This is a genomic window from Nocardioides luti (assembly GCF_014212315.1).
GTDB classification, from domain to species: domain Bacteria; phylum Actinomycetota; class Actinomycetes; order Propionibacteriales; family Nocardioidaceae; genus Nocardioides; species Nocardioides luti.
This window is the reverse complement of sequence record NZ_JACKXE010000001.1, coordinates 732,951-749,174: the sequence shown is the minus strand read 5'-3', so window position 1 is coordinate 749,174 and position 16,224 is coordinate 732,951. Positions and strand designations below refer to the sequence as shown.

Sequence of the window (16,224 nt, the reverse complement as noted above, 5' to 3'; positions counted from 1 at the left end):
GTGCGACGATCGGCGGGTGAGGCAGTGGTCGGGGCGCCTGGGGGCGCTGGTGGTGGGGCTGGCGGTGACGCTGGCCGCGGCTGGCTGCACGTCGGACCCCGCGCCCCGGCCGGCGGCGGGGTCGCTCGCCGTGCCGGGCAGCGGGGGGTCGGCGAAGGGGACGCTCGAGCTCGAGACGAGCACGGTCGCCTTCGCGCCGCCCGTGCCCCCGCGGCCCTTCCGGACGGTGCGCTCGTGCCGCTTCGCCTACGTGCTGCAGGCCGACGGCTACGACCTCGAGAGCGGGCGGTGCAGCCGGAGCCTGCCGGCGCGGGCGGCGCAGCAGGTGCTGGCCCCGGGGACGGTCTTCTACGTGCGGGTGGCTCGCTCGCGGGCCGGTGAGTCCGTGGCGCCGGTCCCGCAGCCGTCACGGCGCAGGGTCGTGCTGGTGGACGTGCGCGGGCAGGTCGCGCAGTACCGCGCCATCCGCCCCGGCCCGGTCGACCTCGTGGCCCGTCGCACCTCGCTCTGCGAGGCGACCGCCCCACGTGCCGGGTCGTGTCCGGCGTACCACCTGGTCGTCGCGGACCACCCGCCCCGACCTCCTCGTCCGCCGGCCATCACCATGCGGGTGGTGCGCCACCGCATGCAGGCGCAGGCGTTCCGTCCCTACACCGGGCCGGTCAGGCCGCCCGTCACCCGTGCCACGGTGCTCCGCCGCGCCGGCGCGGACGCCCGCACCCTCGGGACGTGGGACGTCGGCCTCGTGCACGAGAGCGGGGCAGTCGACTGGCGGTCGGTCTGGGTGGTCACCGAGCAGCGCCTCGTCCCGGACGTCGCGGCCGGCGTGGTCGGCGGGAGGTGGCCCTACGTCTCCCTGACGGCCCACCACCCTCCCCGGGCCGGCTGGTTCCGCGGCATCACGACGTACGACGTGCGCACCGGCGCGATGGTCGTCGGCGCGAGCTTCTGAGGCGGCGTCCGATGTCGGGGTGGTCGGGGCGCCTGGGAGCGCTCGAGCTGGGGCTGGCAGTGACGCTGGCCGCGGCCGGCTGCACGTCGGACCCGGCGACGCGGCCCGGGGCGATGCCCTCCCGGTCGCCGTCCGCGTCGCCCTCGGGCCCCGCGTCACCGGCCCCCGGCGTCGCGACGGTCGCCTTCGCCCCGCCGCCGCTCCCGCGCGCCTTCCGCGACGTGCACCCGTGCGGGCTGTCCTACGTGCTGCAGGAGGGCGGGCACGACGTCGAGGCCGGGGACTGCGTCGGGGTGCTGTCGGAGTTCACCCCCCGCCTCACGCTGGTGCCCGGGTCGGTCTTCTACGTCCGGCTCACGACGGACCGGCAGGGTCGTCCGGTCGTCCCGGTGCTCCGGCCGTCCGGGCCCGCGGTGGTGCGGGTCGCGCGGCACGGTGCGGTCGTGCAGTACCGCGTGGCCCGGGTCGGGCACGTCCAGCTGCTCGCCCGTGGTGCGCGGGCCTGCTCCGAGACCGGTCGGTCCGCGGCCGGCGAGTGCCCGGCGTACGACCTCACGCTCACCCACGACCACACCCGCGTGCCGCGGCCGGCGCGGTGGACGATGCGGACCCTGCAGCGCCAGACCGACGAGGGGTTCCTGCGGCCGTACACCGGGCCCGCCCGTCCCGCCGTCAGCCGGGCGGAGGCGCTGCGGCTGCCGGACGACGGTCGGCGCTACGTCATCGGCCGCGTGGACTACCGGTCCGGTGGCGGGACGGGCGTCCTGGCCTGGCACCCGGCGTGGGTGATCGGGACGGCGACCTACGTCCCGGACTTCGTGCGGCTCGAGTTCGCGGACACGTTCCACGGCTTCGACGTGGACCAGCCCTCCTACGACCGCCCGCTGTTCCACCCGCCACGACCCGGGTGGCTGCGGGGCATGTGGTTGTACGACGCGCGCACGGGCCTGATGCTGCGGGGCATGACGAGCTGACCGCGTCGGCTCAGCGGCAGACGGTGCTGTCCGGGACCGTCGGGGCGGCGGTGCCGAGCTCCCGCTCGACGATCGCGATGACGGCCGGGGTGCGCGGGACGTCGGCGTGGGAGACCGTGAGGTCGGGGCAGACCGACTGGAGGGAGAAGCTGGTCGCGCCCTCCAGCGCGCCCGAGCTCGGTGGGACCACGGTCTTGTCGTCGGTCGTCCAGAGCGCCACCCACCGCGGGCCGGGCGGGGTCTCGTCGCCGGCGTTCAGCGCCCGGACCAGATCGCTGCCGGTGGCCAGCTGCTGGCACGCCTCGGGGCAGGAGTCGGGCGCGAGGTCGCCGGCCAGCCCGGCGAGGTCGGTGCCGTGGTGCGGCGAGGCGAGGGTGACCGCCCGGCGTACGACGTCACCGCCGCCGTGGTCGGCGACCCAGAGCCGGACGACGACCCCGCCGGCGGAGTAGCCGACCACGTCGACCGACCCGGCGCCCGCGTCCCGCATCGTCGTCGCCGCGACCGAGGCCAGGTGCTCGGCCTGCGCGTCGAGGTCGCCGGTGCCGTCACCGGGTGCGTCGACGAGCACGACCTCGCGGCCTGTCCTCCGCAGCGCCTGCGCCAGCACGTCGAGGGAGGAGGTGTCGCCGCCGTACCCCGGCACCAGCAGCACCGGCCCCTGCTCGTCCTGCGCGACCGGGGTCACCCCGCCGCGCTGGCTGCGGAGGACCAGCAGGACCGCGGTGGCGACGACCGCGAGCACGACCATCCCCCCGACGACCAGGAACAGCCGCCGACGGGCCGGGGCCATCGCGTCGAGCACGTCCCGATCCTGTCAGCCCGGTGGTCGTCGGGTCGGCCGGTTCGCCGGGTCGCTGCGCGGCGTGGGACGTCATGCGGTGGGTGGTGGGGGTTGCTCCGTCCGTATGACGTCCCGGGGGCGGGGCCCGGGGGATGCCGGGGACGTCATGCGGTGAGAGCAAGCGGGTGCCCCGTCCGTATGACGTCCCACCGGTCGCCGCGCGGGCCGGGGTCAGTCGCGGGGTGGCTGCGCCGGGCGGATCCGGGTGCGGCCGTCGTCCGGGCCGCTGTCGGCGGGCGGCCAGGGCGGCGGGGCCGCCTCGGGCAGCGGCTGCGTCGGCGGGGTCGGCCCGGTGCTCGGCCAGGGGGAGCCCGGGACCGGTGCGGGCGGGGTCGGGTCCGCGAGCGGCTCGGTGCCGGGCGGGTGCCAGCCGGCCGGCGGCGCCTGCGGCGCACCGGCCGGCGCCCAGCCCGCACCGGGACGACCAGCACCGGGCGCACCAGCACCGGGACCACCAGCACCAGCGGCACCGGCGGGTCGCGACGGGTCGGACTGCAGCCGGCCGGCCAGCCCGGACGCACCGGCCCGCAGCCCGGCCCGGTCGACCGAGCCGGTCAGCAGCGCCACGAGCACGGCGCAGACCAGCCCGACCAGGGTCAGCAGCAGCGTGGTCTCCCAGCCGGTCACGCCGAGGCGGAAGCCGGCGTGGTAGCCGGGGGCGTTGTCCGAGTCGATCCCGCCCTGCAGCGACGTCACGCGCGCGAGCAGCGGGAGCACCACGAGCAGCGTGGCCACCCACACCGCGAGGTTCGGCAGGACGCGCGCGGGCGCGGAGCTCCGGCGCACGACGACGTACGCCGCCAGCAGCAGCACCGCCACGAGCACGACGGGCGCGGCCCAGAGACCGGGGGTGTCGTCGGCGTAGTACGCCAGCCGGTGCACGCCGGAGCGGTCGGTGCTGGCGCTGAAGGACGCACCCGACTCGTGCGAGGAGGAGCCGAAGCCGGCGCCGCCGCCGAGCGCGAGCAACCAGAAGCCGCCGCTGGCGAGCAGCCCGACGATCAGCGCGATCGCGGCCGAGAGGTCGTCGTCGGTGGGGTCGTTGTCGCTCAGCTCGCTCCCGGTGACGATCAGCAGCAGCAGCCCGATCAGCCCCGCGACGGGCAGGGTCAGCAGGATCGTGGCGAGGCCGTACAACGGGGCGGCGAGCCACTCCCGGGCACGCTCGACCGGGGCCGGCCAGCCGTCGGGGCGGACGGCGAGGCTCGCCAGCGCGAGGGTCGCGAACAGCACGAGGGCGCTCAGCAGCAGGGCGCCCGCGACGCTGGCGCCCCAGGTGGCCTCGATCCCGGTGGCCCGGGTCGCGAGCATCGCGCCCCAGCCCCGGCCCATCTCGTCGTTGTCGGCGCGGAAGACGATCGCGCACACCATCACGCCGAGCCCGAGCAGCAGGCCGGCACGGGCGGCGTCGAGGACCGCGTCGAGCGGCTTGGGGTAGCGGGCGGTGACGCGCCGGAAGACGTACACCGCGGCGACCAGCGCGACCAGCGCGACCGTCAGCGAGACGACGCCCAGGTGGGCGGAGTAGAGCTCCTTGCCCCGCTCGGGCTGGTCGAGGTGCAGCACCAGGTCGGCGCCGAAGGTGGCCCCCAGCAGCGTGGCGACCAGGCTCAGCCCGTTGTCCACCCCGAAGTCGACCGGCTTCGCGAGCACGGCCAGCACGAGGGACAGCACCCCCGCGATGCCGAACGCCGTGAGCGCGGTGAGCCCGGCGCCCCGCCAGTTGCCGCGCACCAGGCGCTGCCAGTCGAAGGCGGGTCCGGCGCCCGGCCCGGACGGGCCCGACCCGACCCGGTCGACCGGCCCGGCGGCGTACGGCGCGGTGGAGGGTGCGGGCGGCAGCACCGGCGGGCCGGCAGGCGGGACCAGGGAAGATCGACGGTACGGCGCGGTCTCGGCCACCGGGTCGTCAGCCGGGTCCGCGGCGCCGGGCACGGGCCGGGCGTACGGCGAGCGTGCGGCCGAGGCAGGCGAGCCCTCTCGTGTCGCGCGCGGCGCGGACGGGGCGGCCGAGGCGGGGACGAGCGGCTGGCCGCAGCCGCCGCAGAAGCGGTGGCCGTCCGGGTTCTGGGTCCCGCAGCGGGCGCAGGTCGGCAAGGTGGGTCCCGTCGTCGAGGAGTGCTGGCGGGGGTCATCGTGTCCCGGACGGCCCCGGCCGAAACGTCCCTCAGCCGGGGGTGCCCACCAGGGCGACGTCGCTGACGGCGGTGTAGTCGCGGGCCGCGCGGCCGGTGCCCTGCGGCGACACCGACACCAGGCGCAGCCGCACGGTCCGGGTCGCGCCGGCGTCGACCCGCACGGTCTGCAGGTCCCGGGTGTCGCGGAGCGACTGTTGCACGGTGGTGCCGTCGTCGAAGGACCACTCGACGGTGAGGATGCGCCGGTTGCCGTGGTACCAGTCGAGGGGCCTGCCCTGCGCGTCGGTCGCGGTCTTGGCGTAGCCGTTGATCAGCCCCACCTCGCGCAGCGTCGTGGGCTCGTCGAGCTCGAAGGTGAGGGTGTCGCCGGTGCCGTCGCCGGGCATCCGCCAGCACGTGGTCGCGACGCCGTCGAGCATGTTGCGGGCCTCGTAGCGGACCAGGTTGCCGCTGGTGTCCTCGTTCGGCGGGGCGGTGGCCGGCACCTGTGCGGTGGCCAGGCGCGCGACGTCCTCGGGCTTGCCCGGCTTCGGGCTGGCCGACGGGGAGTCCGAGGCGCTGGGCGTGGGGGACGTCGAGGGCGTGTCGGAGGCGGAGCGGCTCCGGGTGGGCTCCGTCGGGCGGTCCTGCGCGACGGAGCCACCGTCGTCGTTCCCGCTGAGCAGCAGCCACGCCCCCAGGGCAGCGACGAGGGCCATCGCGGCGAAGCCGGCCACCCACGGCACCCAGCGCCGCGGCTGCCGGTGCTGGTGCGTCCCGCTGTGAGGGACCGGGGCCCCGCCCGGGTGCCCGCCGTGCGGCGCCAGGTGGGACGGGGTCGGTGCGGCGGCGTACGCCCCGCCCTCGGCCACCTCGTCGGCGAACAGCGGGTAGCGCGCGCCCGGCGGCGGCACCGCCGCGGCGGGCGGCGGCGTCACCGGGACCCGCGGCGCGGAGGTGGTCGGGACGTCAACCGGCGGACCGGACGGACGACCGGTCGGAGGGCCGGCCGGAGGGCGTACGGCGGGGCGCTCGGCGGTGCCGCTGCGCCAGTCCTCACCGGGGGGCGGCGCGACGGGCGCGCCGCAGTTGGTGCAGAAGCGACCGACGCCCAGCACGTGGCCGCAGCGCGCGCAGGTGTCCATCTCAGCGTCTCCTCGGGGTCAGTCCGCCGACCGACACAGTAGAGGAAGCACCTCCGGAGCCGCCGCGGCCGGCGCCCTCACGACGTCCGCACGAGCTCGGCCGCGTCCACCCGCCCGACGACCGGCGGCAGCTTGCGGCAGGCCTGGGCGAGGTCGCGCAGGTCCTTGCCGAGCAGCGCCTGCGGACCGTCGCACAGCGCGGTCTCGGGGTCGGGGTGGACGTCGACGATCACGCCGTCGGCGCCGACGGCGATCGCGGCCCGCGACAGCGGGACGACGAGGTCCTTGCGGCCGGCCGCGTGCGACGGGTCGACGATGATCGGCAGGTGGCTGGTGGCCTGCACGACCGGGACGGCCGAGATGTCGAGGGTGTTGCGGGTCGCGGGCTCGAAGGTCCGAATGCCGCGCTCGCAGAGGACGACGTCGAGGTTGCCGCGCTGGCAGATGTACTCCGCCGCCATCAGCCACTCCTCGATCGTCGCGGTCATCCCGCGCTTGAGCAGCACCGGCTTGCCGGAGTCGCCGGCCGCCTGGAGCAGGCCGAAGTTGGCCATGTTGCGGGTGCCGATCTGCAGCATGTCGGCGTACTCCGCCACCACCGGCACGTCGCGCGCGTCGACGACCTCGGTCACGATCGGCAGGCCGGTGGCACGGCGCACGTCGGCGAGGATCTCGAGGCCGGCGACGCCGAGGCCCTGGAAGGCGTACGGCGAGGTCCGCGGCTTGAACGCCCCGCCGCGCAGGATCGTGGCGCCGGCGGACTTCGACATCCGGGCCGCCTCGAGGGTCTGCTCGGCGGTCTCGACGGCGCAGGGCCCGGCGATGAACGTGAAGGAGTCGGGGCCGATCGGCACCTGGTGGCCGGCCGGACCGACCCAGACGGTGGAGCGGTCGGGGTGGTGCTGGCGGCTCACGAGCTTGTACGGGTCGGAGATCCGGTGCACGTCCGCGACGCCCTTGAGCGTGCGGAGGTTGAGGTGGTGGAAGGACTCGATGTCCCCGACCAGCCCGATGATGGTGCGGACCACGCCCTTGGAGACGAAGGCCTCTCCGCCGACGCCCTCGACCTTCTCGACGACGTGCGCGACGTCCTCGTCGGTGGCGTCCGGTGACATGACGACGACCATGGTGTTCCTCTTCCTGGTGGTGCCCGGGTGGCCACGTCGTCGGGGCCCGACATGCGAAACGCCCCGCGGCAGGTGGCCGGGGGCGTCTGGTGGTGGGGGCGCGACCTACTGGATCGCCCGCACGGGACTTCCCGGCGAGTGTCCAAAGGCATAGGTGCGCGTCATGGCGAGAACGCTAGGCGACCGTCCGCCGCACCGCCGCGGGCTTTCAGGATGTGGACGCGCTCACACCGCGATGTGCTGGACCTCGGCCTCGATCCGACGGCGCGGCAGCAGCTCGACGACGAGCATCGCGCTCAGCACCATCAGCCCGCCGAGCAGCATCCGGAGCGTCGTCGGCTCGCCACCCAGGAGCACCGCGAAGAACGCCGCGAAGACCGGCTCCATGCTCATGATGATCGCGCTGCGGGTGGGGGAGAGGTGGGCCTGCGCCCAGGTCTGGCCGACCAGGGCGAGGGCCCCGGCGAAGACCGCCATGTAGGCGATCGAGAGCCAGTCGCGGGTGGTGTCCGGCAGCACGACGCCGTCCGGCGCGGTGGCCAGCCCGCACACCACGGCGATCACCAGGATCTGCACGATCGACATGCCGAGCGCGTCACGGGCCGTGGACCAGGCGCCGAGGCCGACGATGTGCAGCGCGTAGAGCAGCGCCGCGACCAGCGTGATCGCCTCGCCGTACCCGATCGAGAGGCCGTCGAGGGTCAGCACGCCGAGCCCGGCGGTCGCGAGGGCGACGGCCGCCCAGGTCATCCGCGTGATCCGGGTGCCGAGCAGGAGCGCGGCGAAGAGCGGCGTGGAGACGACGTACATCCCCGTGATGAAGCCGGACACGCTCGCGGCCGTGTGCGCGAGGCCGGCCGTCTGGAGGATCTGCGCGACGCCGTACAGCAGCCCGAGCGCCATCGCCTGCCGCCGCTTCCGGGGCGACAGACGGCCGACGGCGCGGGGCGCCACGACGAGCAGCGCGACGCTGGCCATCGCGAAGCGCAGCGCCAGGAAGTCCAGCGTCGGCACCCGGTCGAGGAGGTCGTGGATGAGGAAGAACGTCGAGCCCCAGCACGCCGTCATCGCGAGGAGCGCGGCGGTCGCGAGCAGCGTCGTACGCCGCGACTCGGTCACGCGGCACCCTTCCGGAGCTGCTTCAGCAGCCCGATGCCCTCGTCGCCGACCTCGCGGGAGCCGGGCGTCTCGAGCACGAACGGCACCCCGTCGGTGGCCGGGTGCGCGAGCAGCTCGCCGAAGGCGTCGACGCCGATGTGTCCGTGGCCGATCTTCTGGTGCCGGTCCTTGAAGGCGCCGCGCACGTCCATCGAGTCGTTCGCGTGCACGAGCCGCAGCCGGCCGGGGCCGCCGATCTCGACGACGCGGTCGACGGTGGCGGTGGCGCCCCCGGGCTCGTCGAGGTGCGCGCCGGCGGCGAAGACGTGGCAGGTGTCGAGGCAGATGCCGGCCTTGGGGTGGTGGTCGAGTGCGGCGAGGTACGGCGCCAGGTCCTCGACCCCGGCGCACAGCGAGCGCCCCTGCCCGGCGGTCGGCTCGAGCAGCAGCCACGGGGCGTCGTCGCCCTCGAGCGTCTCGAGGACCGGCAGCAGCCCCTCGCGGACCTGCCGCATCGCCGCGGCGTAGCGCGCGTCCGACTCCGACCGGTCCGCCGGGTCCGACGGAGGCTCCACGAACGACCCGGTGTGCACCACCACGCCCTCCGCGCCGATCTCGACCGCGCGCCTCAGGTTGTGGGCGACGACCGCGACGGACCGCTCGTAGGTCGCGGGCGTGGGGGAGCCGAGGTTCACGAGGTACGGCGCGTGGATGAACGCCCGCATCCCGCGGGCCGCCAGCCCGTCGCGGAACGCCCGGTCCTCCGCCGGCCGCCCCGCCGACAGCGCCCACCCGCGCGGGTTGCCGACGAAGAACTGCAGGGTCTCGCAGCCGAGCTCGACGGCGGTCGCGAGCGCCCCCGTCGCGAGCCCCTTGCCGACCGGCACGTGGGTCCCGACCGGGTTGCGCAGCGCCTCGTCGACCATGGCGGAAACGCTAGCCGGACGCGGTGGCCGGGCCTGCATCGAGGAGGTGCTGGCCGAGCCGAGGGGGAGTTTCATCTGTCGGCCGCTGAAACTCCCGCCGGGATGGTGAAACTTCATCGGCCCGACGCGAGTTCTGTCGGTCGACCGATGAAACTCTCGCGCCGGCCGATCCGCAGCGCCGCCTCAGACGAGGTACAGCGTGATCGTGCTGCCCCGGGGCGCCATCGACCCGGAGCCGGGGTCGACCTTGTAGACGTAGCCGAGGCCGATGTAGGCGTCGGACTCCTTGACGTCCACGACGAAGCCGAGCGCCTCGAGCTTGCTCTTGGCCGCCTCGACGCCGGAGGCGACCAGGCCGCCGGGCACCTCGACGAGCTCGGGGCCCTTAGAGACGACGATCCGGACGGTGTCGCCGCGGTGCAGGGTGCCGCTGGAGGGCGACTGCGAGATGACGTTGCCCTCGTCGATCGTGTCGGAGTAGGACTCCTCGGCGACCTCGACGACCAGGCCCTTCGCCTCGAGCTTCTCGGTGGCGGTGTCGGCGGGCTTGTCGGTGAAGTCGCGGACCGTGATGGGCTTCGGGCCCTTGCTGATGACGAGGTCGACGGCGGCGTCGGGGCGCAGCGTCTGGCCGGCCTTCGGGCTGCTGCCGATCACGGTGCCCTCGGGCACCTTCTCCGACCAGCGTCCGATCGAGGTGCCGAAGGACAGGTGCGCGCCGAGCAGCTCGTCCTGCGCCTGGTCCTCGGTCATGCCGGCGACCTTCGGGACGTCGTACCTCTCCTTGCCGAGCGACACGACGACCGTCACCGTGCCGTCGTCGAGGATCCGCTCGCCGGGGTCGGGGTTCGTGTCGATGACCTTGCCGGCGGGGACGGTCTCGGAGTACGCCGTCTCGCCGAGGTCCGCGGTCAGGCCGGTCGCCTCGATCTTCTTCTCGGCGGCCGCCTGGCCCAGGCCGATGACGCTGGGCGTGGACGTGTAGCGCGCGTAGCCGAACCACCACGCGCCCACCCCGGCCGCGGCCGCGACGAGCAGCGCCAGCACCAGCAGGATCGGCCCGCGGCGCGAGCGGCGGGGCCGGGCCGGGCGCGGCGAGCGCGAGGGACGGGCGGGGCCGGCGGGCGGCCGGGTGCTGACGGGAGGTCGGGGCGGTGCGGCGACGCGCTCGAGCGCGGTCGTGTGCTCCCGCGGTGCCGACGGTGCGAGCAGGGCCGCCATCTCGACCGCGTCGAACGGGTCGGCGGCCGTGTCGCCGCGGCCGCCCTCCTCGGTCGCGACCAGCTCGCCGCTGTCGGGGTGCAGGAGGAACGGCGCCAGGTCGGCGGTCAGCTCGGGGTCCTCGCGGACGCCGTCGGCGAGCGCGGAGGAGACCCGGTGCACCTGGTGCAGGAGGACGGCGGCGTCCGCCGGGCGGAGACCGCGGTCGCGGGCGGTGGCGCGGGCGACCAGCGCGTCGACGTACGCCGGGATGTCGGGCGCCTTGGCCGAGGGCGGCGGGACGTCCTCGTGGACGTGCTTGTAGGCGACCTGGATCGGCGACTCGCCCTCGTGCGGCTTGGTGCCGGTCAGCAGCTCGTAGAGCACCACCCCGGCGGCGTACACGTCCGCGCGGGCATCCGCCCGGCCGTCGACGACCAGCTCGGGCGCGAGGTAGGAGACCGTGCCGATGAGCACGCCGCCGGTCGCGGTGTGCTGGGTGTCGGCGCTGACCGCCTTGGCGAGCCCGAAGTCGGCGACCTTGACCCGCCCGTCGTCGGCGATGAGGACGTTCTCGGGCTTGATGTCGCGGTGGATCAGGCCGGCGCGGTGCGCCGCGGCCAGGGCGGAGAGGACGGGCTCGAGGAAGGCCAGCGCCTTCGCCGGCGTCATCGGGCTCTCCTTGCGGATCACGTCGCGCAGGGTGTGCCCCGGGATCAGCTCCATCGCGAGGAAGACGGTGCCGTCCTCGTCGCCCTGGTCGTAGACCGCGACGACGTTCGGGTGCGAGAGCCGGGCCGCGGCGCGCGCCTCGCGCACGAAGCGGGCGGCGAACTCGTCGTCGTCGCCGAGACCGGGGTGCATCACCTTCACGGCGACGACGCGGTCCAGGCGGATGTCGGTGGCTTCGTACACGCTGGCCATGCCGCCGCGGGCGATGCGCGGCCCGACGCGGTAGCGCCCGTCCAGCAGGCGGCCGGTGATGGGGTCGCTGCTGGCCGCGTCAGCGCCCGTACGGGCGTGCCGATCTGACTGCACAGCGACCCTCCTGCGGCCGGACGGGGAAGGATCCGGTGCCCCAATCGTACGGATCGAGGCCCCGCCCGTGGTGCTGAGCCGTCCCCGGCGTGGCGCGGACCGGGGTCAGGCGGGCGGCCGGCCCGCCTCGAGGTTGCCCCGGATCGCCAGGACGCTGCGCACGTAGGGCCGCGACTCGTCGAAGAGCCCGTGGCGGCGGACCGCGCCGAGGCCCTGGTAGTACGCCGCCACGGCCCGCCGGGTGCTCGAGGTCTCGTCCTGGAGCAGCGCGAGCAGCCGGGTGCCGGCGTAGGCGTTGTCGGCCAGCGTCCGCAGGTCGAGCGGGCGGCCGGCGTACAGCTCCATCCAGCGGCCGGTCCCGGGCAGCACCTGCAGGGCGCCGATCGCACCGGCGTCGGAGCGCACGCCCATCCGCCAGCCCGACTCCTGCCAGGCGACGGCGAGCGCGAGCTGCGGGTCCAGCCCCTGGCGTACGGCGGTGCGCGCGACGACCCGGCGGACGCGCTCGCGCCCGGGGACCACGGGATCCGGGCTCGCGGCGGGCGGTTGGGTCGCGGGCCCGTGGTGCCGGTGGTGGTGCCCGCGGGTGGCCGACACGACGACCGGGATCTCGATCACCTGGCCGACCTGCAGGGCGGCGTGCCGCCCCAGGTGGTTGCGGGCGACCAGCTCGTCGGTCCAGGCGTGGAAGCGGACCGCCAGCGAGGTCGCGGTCTCCCCGGCGCGGACGCGGTGCTCGACGATCCGCCGGTCGGCCCCGTCGGCTGCCCCGTCGGCGGCCTGGGCGGGGGCGGCCAGCACGCCGGACGCGGCGAGCGCCGCGCCGACGAGGCCGGTGGCGAGACGGGGGACGAGACGGGACGTGGGGCGGGGCATGGCATGGGACCGGTGCACGAGGAGCTCCTGACGTGGGGGATCGAGCGCAGGAAAGCCATCGACGCTAGGCGGATCGGCGCTGTGACTCAAGTGGACGGTGGGGCAGGCGTGTCGCACGGGCCGGTGCGGACGGCACGGGTTTCGCACCTGACCGGGCAGGTGGAAGAGTTGGGTCCATGAGTGACTCCCCGTCTGTCGAGCAGCCCGACGCCGGGTCCGGAGCAGGGTCCGACGCGCCCGAGGTCGACCTCGGCGCCCTGATCCCGGACTGGATCGACTGGGCCGAGGCCGCCCGCGAGCTCGGCGTGACCGTCGCCAAGGTCCGCACGATGATCCGCGAGCACGAGCTCGCCGCCGCGGTCCCGCGCGAGGGTGCCGGCCAGCAGGTGCCGGCCGACTTCATCCAGGACGGCCTCGTCGTCAAGGGCCTGCCCGGTCTGCTGACGATGCTGCACGACGGCCACTACACCGACCGCGAGTGCATCGCGTGGCTGTTCACCGACCTCGAGCTCCCGGGCCGCCCGATCGACGCGCTGCGCGAGAACCGCGGCTCCGAGGTCAAGCGCCGCGCCCAGGCGATGGCCCTCTGAGCCGATGAGCACCACCCGGACCAGCCGTCGACAGGTCGTCGGGCTGGTCGTCACCGCGCTCGTCGCGGTGCTGGTGTGGTGGGTGCAGTCCGGCGACGACGGCGCGACCCACGCCGACGATCCGGGCGGCACCTCGCAGCAGCAGACGCTCCCGAGCGGGGGTGCCACCGGCCTCGACCCCGACAGCGGCCTGCCCTACGTCACGATCGCGGACCTGCCCGCCGAGGCGACGCGCACGCTGGCGCTGATCCGCTCCGAGGGGCCGTACCCGTACGACGAGGACGGCGGCACCTTCGGCAACTACGAGGGGCTGCTGCCGGACCACGAGCGCGGCTACTACCGCGAGTTCACCGTCGAGACGCCCGGCTCGGACGACCGGGGCGCCCGGCGGATCATCGCGGGGGACGGGGGCGAGCTGTACTGGACCCCCGACCACTACGCGCACTTCGCCCGGATCGTGGCCCGATGAGCACGCTCGCCGACCTGCTGGCCGGAGACGTGGAGCCGCACGTGTTCCGGTGGGTGCCGCCGGCCACCGCCGCGCCCGACGACGTACGACGCCTGGTCGACGAGGCCGGCTGGCGCTTCGCCCACGTCGACGGTGCGGGCGCGCCGACCAAGCCCGCCCTGCTGGCGGCGCTGGGGGAGGCGCTGGAGTTCCCGGCGCACTACGGGGCCAACTTCGACGCCCTGGCCGACTGCCTGCACGACGTGGACGCCGGGGACCGGGCCGGCACGCTGCTGCTCTGGGACGACTGGGGCCGGCTCGCGACCGCCCAACCGAGCGCGTTCGCCGTCGCGCTGACCGTGCTCGGGGTACGCGCCGACGCGAAGCGGGGCGGCCCGTTCGCGGTGCTGCTGCGGGGTGCGGGGCCCGCGCCCGCCGGCGTACCCCTCCTCGGCTGAGGCCGGTCACGGACCGGCCCAGGCGGGTGGCTGCCCGCTAGAGTGCCCGACCATGTCGACCCCGCCCGCCGAGCCGCCCCGCCCGCTCCCGCCGGGCGCCCCGCACCTGCCGCCCGAGGAGTTCGACCGGTGGTACGGCGGCTGGGACCCGCTCGACCCGACGACCATCGGGGAGTTCATGGCCGGCTTCGACCGGCCCTGGTGGATCATCGGCGGCTGGAGCATCGAGGCCTTCACCGGTGTCTCCCGGAGCCACGAGGACATGGACATCTCGATCCTGTCGAGCGACGCGGAGGCCTTCCGGGTGTTCCTCGGCGACCGCTGGACGCCGTGGAACGTCGACGAGTCGTGGTTCCGCCCGTTCGACAGCCGGTTCACCGACGTGCGGCCGGACAGCCAGGTGTGGGTGCGCCGCGACGCCTCCTCGCCCTGGGTCCTGGACGTGCCGTTCACCCCGGACGCCGACGGGCGGTGGACCAACAAGCGCCACCGCGCGCACACCGAGGACCTCGAGGCGGTCACCTGGGTGGCCGCGGACGGGCTGCGCTACGCCCGGCCGGAGGTGACGCTGATGTTCAAGGCCGCGCAGGTGCGGGAGAAGGACCGGGTCGACGCCGAGGTCTGCCTGCCGCTGCTGGGCGCCGAGGCGCGTCAGTGGCTGAGCGACACGGTGGCCCGCCTGGACCCGGCGCACCCGTGGGTCATGCCGTCCGGTCCCGCCTGAGCAGGCCTAGGACCCACGAGTCGGAGACCACGCCGTCCACGACGCAGTCCTCGCGGAGCGTGCCCTCGAGCCGGAAGCCGAGCTTCTCCAGCACCCGGCGCGAGGCGACGTTGCGGGTGTCGGTCTCGGCCTGGACCCGGTTGAGGTCCAGGGTGGCGAACGCCCACTGCAGCACCGCCCGCCCGGCCTCGGTCGCGTAGCCCTGGCCCCACGCGGACTCCGCAAGGCAGTAGCCCATCGACGCGGAGCGGTGGACCGGGTCCCACTTGGTCAGGCTGCACCAGCCGAGGAACGCCCCGTCCTCGGTGCGCTCCAGCACGAGCCGCGCGCCGGAGCCCTCCTCGGCCAGCTCCCGGGAGGTGGCGATGAAGCGCTGGGCGCGGGCGGGGTCCTGCCAGGGCGGGGAGTCCCAGTAGCGCAGCACGTGGGCGTCGCTCTGCAGCGTGAAGAGGTCGTCGGCGTCCGTGTCCGCGACGGGCCGCAGCAGCAGCCGGTCGGTGGTCAGCGTGGGCGTGGGCAGCGGCATGGGGCCATCGTGCCCCGGGCCGGTGCCGGCGGTCGCGGGGGTTTCCCGCCGGGGTGCGGCAGGGCGGTGCTCAGACGACGCGGTCGGTGGCGGCCGAGGCCAGCTCGCGGAGCACGCCCCGGGCGTGCTCGTCCAGGTCGGCGCGGTCGAGCGCCGCGACCGCGTGCGCGGCCAGCTCGCCGATCACGGCCTCGACCGACGCGTGCGCGCCGGAGCCGTCGATGACCTCGCGCAGCCGCTGCACCTCGGCCACGTCGAGGTCGCGGCCCAGCGAGCGGTCGAGCAGGGCGGCCTCCTCGTCGGGGGCCGCGTCGAGCGCGAGCGCCACGAGCACGGTGCGCTTGCCCTCGACCAGGTCGTCGCCGGCCGGCTTGCCGGTGGTGGCCGGGTCGCCGAAGACGCCGAGCAGGTCGTCGCGCAGCTGGAAGGCCTCGCCCAGCGGCAGACCGAACGCCGTCAGCTCGGCCATCGTGGCGGGGCTCGCACCCGCGAGCGCGGCGCCGACGTGGAGGGGGCGCTCGATGGAGTACTTCGCCGACTTGTAGCGCAGCACGGTCATCGCGGTGTCGACGTCGGCCCGGCCGCGCGCCTGGACGGACACGTCGAGGAACTGCCCGGCGATCACCTCGGAGCGGCAGCGGTCGAAGACGTCGAGGGCCGGGGCGACCTGGTCCCGGGGGAGCCCGCAGCGGCGCAGCAGCTCCTCGGACCAGCTCAGCAGGAGGTCGCCGAGCAGGATGGCCGCTGCGGCGCCGTACTGCTCGGGGTCCCCGCGCCAGCCCGCGGCCCGGTGGTCGTGCTCGAGCTTGCGGTGCACGGCCGGGCGGCCGCGGCGCGTGTCGCTGGCGTCCATCAGGTCGTCGTGCACGAGCGCGCTGGCGTGCAGCAGCTCGAGGGCCGCGCAGGCGCGCAGCAGGGCGTCCTCGTCGACGGCCACGCCGGCGGCGTCGGCCACGGCGCGGTGGCCCCACCAGCAGAAGGCGGCCCGGAAGCGCTTGCCGCCGGACACCGACGTACGCCCCTCGGCCATCAGCCGCGCGGCGTCGTCACCGAGCGGCGTGAGCAGCGCGGCCTGCTCGTCGAGGAAGGCGTCGAGCGTCGCCTGGAGGCGGTCCCGGAAGCCCGCACTGTCCCATCCGCTCGTCACGCGGCGAGCCTAGTCAGTGGACAGGCGCCGGCCC

General features: G+C 75.4%; 16 protein-coding genes. 6 read left to right on the top strand and 10 right to left on the bottom strand.

Annotated features, from left to right (window positions below; genetic code table 11):
• Positions 1 to 16 precede the first annotated feature (16 nt).
• Both H5V45_RS03515 and H5V45_RS03510 read left to right on the top strand, forming a co-directional pair.
• Complete coding sequence (locus H5V45_RS03515; RefSeq protein ID WP_185251668.1) at positions 17 to 952, top strand: hypothetical protein; 936 nt, start codon at positions 17 to 19, stop codon at positions 950 to 952.
• A gap of 11 nt (positions 953 to 963) precedes the next feature.
• A complete protein-coding gene (locus tag H5V45_RS03510) occupies positions 964 to 1,926 on the top strand; it encodes a hypothetical protein (protein WP_185251667.1) in 963 nt (320 codons plus the stop codon).
• Between the two features lie 10 nt (positions 1,927 to 1,936).
• On the opposite strand, the gene H5V45_RS03505 is transcribed toward H5V45_RS03510, so the two are convergent.
• The 8 genes from H5V45_RS03505 to H5V45_RS03470 form a co-directional block, all read right to left on the bottom strand.
• On the bottom strand, positions 1,937 to 2,731 hold the full coding sequence (locus H5V45_RS03505) for an alpha/beta fold hydrolase (RefSeq protein WP_185251666.1): 795 nt from the start codon (positions 2,729 to 2,731) through the stop codon (positions 1,937 to 1,939).
• 210 nt (positions 2,732 to 2,941) lie between these two features.
• Positions 2,942 to 4,867, bottom strand: a complete 1,926-nt coding sequence (locus H5V45_RS03500; RefSeq protein ID WP_185251665.1) for a zinc ribbon domain-containing protein — start codon at positions 4,865 to 4,867, stop codon at positions 2,942 to 2,944.
• 70 nt (positions 4,868 to 4,937) lie between these two features.
• Positions 4,938 to 6,032, bottom strand: coding sequence for an NADase-type glycan-binding domain-containing protein (locus H5V45_RS03495; RefSeq protein WP_185251664.1), 1,095 nt, complete (start codon positions 6,030 to 6,032; stop codon positions 4,938 to 4,940).
• Between the two features lie 77 nt (positions 6,033 to 6,109).
• Positions 6,110 to 7,159 carry a 3-deoxy-7-phosphoheptulonate synthase gene (gene aroF, locus H5V45_RS03490; RefSeq protein WP_185251663.1) on the bottom strand — a complete coding sequence of 350 codons (1,050 nt, stop codon included), beginning with the start codon at positions 7,157 to 7,159 and terminating at the stop codon, positions 6,110 to 6,112.
• Between the two features lie 225 nt (positions 7,160 to 7,384).
• A complete protein-coding gene (locus tag H5V45_RS03485) occupies positions 7,385 to 8,278 on the bottom strand; it encodes a DMT family transporter (RefSeq protein ID WP_343061400.1) in 894 nt (297 codons plus the stop codon).
• Positions 8,275 to 9,183 (bottom strand): deoxyribonuclease IV, encoded by a 909-nt coding sequence (locus H5V45_RS03480; protein WP_185251662.1) that lies wholly within the window; start codon positions 9,181 to 9,183, stop codon positions 8,275 to 8,277. The genes H5V45_RS03485 and H5V45_RS03480 overlap by 4 nt, the downstream gene beginning before the upstream one ends.
• 183 nt (positions 9,184 to 9,366) lie before the next feature.
• Entirely contained in the window at positions 9,367 to 11,421 is a 2,055-nt protein-coding gene (pknB, locus tag H5V45_RS03475) for a Stk1 family PASTA domain-containing Ser/Thr kinase (protein WP_185251661.1), read from the bottom strand.
• 105 nt (positions 11,422 to 11,526) lie between these two features.
• Complete coding sequence (locus H5V45_RS03470) at positions 11,527 to 12,315, bottom strand: transglycosylase SLT domain-containing protein (RefSeq protein WP_185251660.1); 789 nt, start codon at positions 12,313 to 12,315, stop codon at positions 11,527 to 11,529.
• 158 nt (positions 12,316 to 12,473) lie between these two features.
• On the opposite strand from H5V45_RS03470, the gene H5V45_RS03465 reads away from it, so the two are divergent.
• Genes H5V45_RS03465 through H5V45_RS03450 form a run of 4 tightly spaced genes read left to right on the top strand, consistent with a single transcriptional unit; the run spans position 12,474 to position 14,517 of the window.
• Positions 12,474 to 12,887 carry an Rv2175c family DNA-binding protein gene (locus H5V45_RS03465; protein ID WP_185251659.1) on the top strand — a complete coding sequence of 138 codons (414 nt, stop codon included), beginning with the start codon at positions 12,474 to 12,476 and terminating at the stop codon, positions 12,885 to 12,887.
• Positions 12,888 to 12,891: 4 nt separating this feature from the next.
• Entirely contained in the window at positions 12,892 to 13,356 is a 465-nt protein-coding gene (locus H5V45_RS03460) for a guanyl-specific ribonuclease (protein WP_185251658.1), read from the top strand.
• The gene (locus tag H5V45_RS03455) at positions 13,353 to 13,793 is read left to right on the top strand and encodes a barstar family protein (RefSeq protein WP_185251657.1); all 441 of its coding nucleotides are present in this window, start codon (positions 13,353 to 13,355) and stop codon (positions 13,791 to 13,793) included. The genes H5V45_RS03460 and H5V45_RS03455 overlap by 4 nt, the downstream gene beginning before the upstream one ends.
• 52 nt (positions 13,794 to 13,845) lie before the next feature.
• Positions 13,846 to 14,517, top strand: coding sequence for a nucleotidyltransferase domain-containing protein (locus H5V45_RS03450; protein ID WP_185251656.1), 672 nt, complete (start codon positions 13,846 to 13,848; stop codon positions 14,515 to 14,517).
• Here the strand turns inward: H5V45_RS03450 and H5V45_RS03445 are convergent.
• Both H5V45_RS03445 and H5V45_RS03440 read right to left on the bottom strand, forming a co-directional pair.
• A complete protein-coding gene (locus H5V45_RS03445) occupies positions 14,495 to 15,043 on the bottom strand; it encodes a GNAT family N-acetyltransferase (RefSeq protein WP_185251655.1) in 549 nt (182 codons plus the stop codon). The genes H5V45_RS03450 and H5V45_RS03445 overlap by 23 nt on opposite strands.
• Before the next feature lie 70 nt (positions 15,044 to 15,113).
• A complete protein-coding gene (locus H5V45_RS03440) occupies positions 15,114 to 16,190 on the bottom strand; it encodes a polyprenyl synthetase family protein (protein WP_185251654.1) in 1,077 nt (358 codons plus the stop codon).
• Positions 16,191 to 16,224: the final 34 nt, after the last annotated feature.

Coding starts and splice junctions, on each gene's coding strand:
- H5V45_RS03510 (WP_185251667.1), top strand. CDS start 964: ATGTCGGGGTGGTCGGGGCGCCTGGGAGCGCTCGAGCTGGGGCTGGCA.
- H5V45_RS03495 (WP_185251664.1), bottom strand. CDS start 6,032: ATGGACACCTGCGCGCGCTGCGGCCACGTGCTGGGCGTCGGTCGCTTC.
- aroF (WP_185251663.1), bottom strand. CDS start 7,159: ATGGTCGTCGTCATGTCACCGGACGCCACCGACGAGGACGTCGCGCAC.
- H5V45_RS03480 (WP_185251662.1), bottom strand. CDS start 9,183: ATGGTCGACGAGGCGCTGCGCAACCCGGTCGGGACCCACGTGCCGGTC.
- H5V45_RS03465 (WP_185251659.1), top strand. CDS start 12,474: ATGAGTGACTCCCCGTCTGTCGAGCAGCCCGACGCCGGGTCCGGAGCA.
- H5V45_RS03460 (WP_185251658.1), top strand. CDS start 12,892: ATGAGCACCACCCGGACCAGCCGTCGACAGGTCGTCGGGCTGGTCGTC.
- H5V45_RS03455 (WP_185251657.1), top strand. CDS start 13,353: ATGAGCACGCTCGCCGACCTGCTGGCCGGAGACGTGGAGCCGCACGTG.
- H5V45_RS03450 (WP_185251656.1), top strand. CDS start 13,846: ATGTCGACCCCGCCCGCCGAGCCGCCCCGCCCGCTCCCGCCGGGCGCC.
- H5V45_RS03445 (WP_185251655.1), bottom strand. CDS start 15,043: ATGCCGCTGCCCACGCCCACGCTGACCACCGACCGGCTGCTGCTGCGG.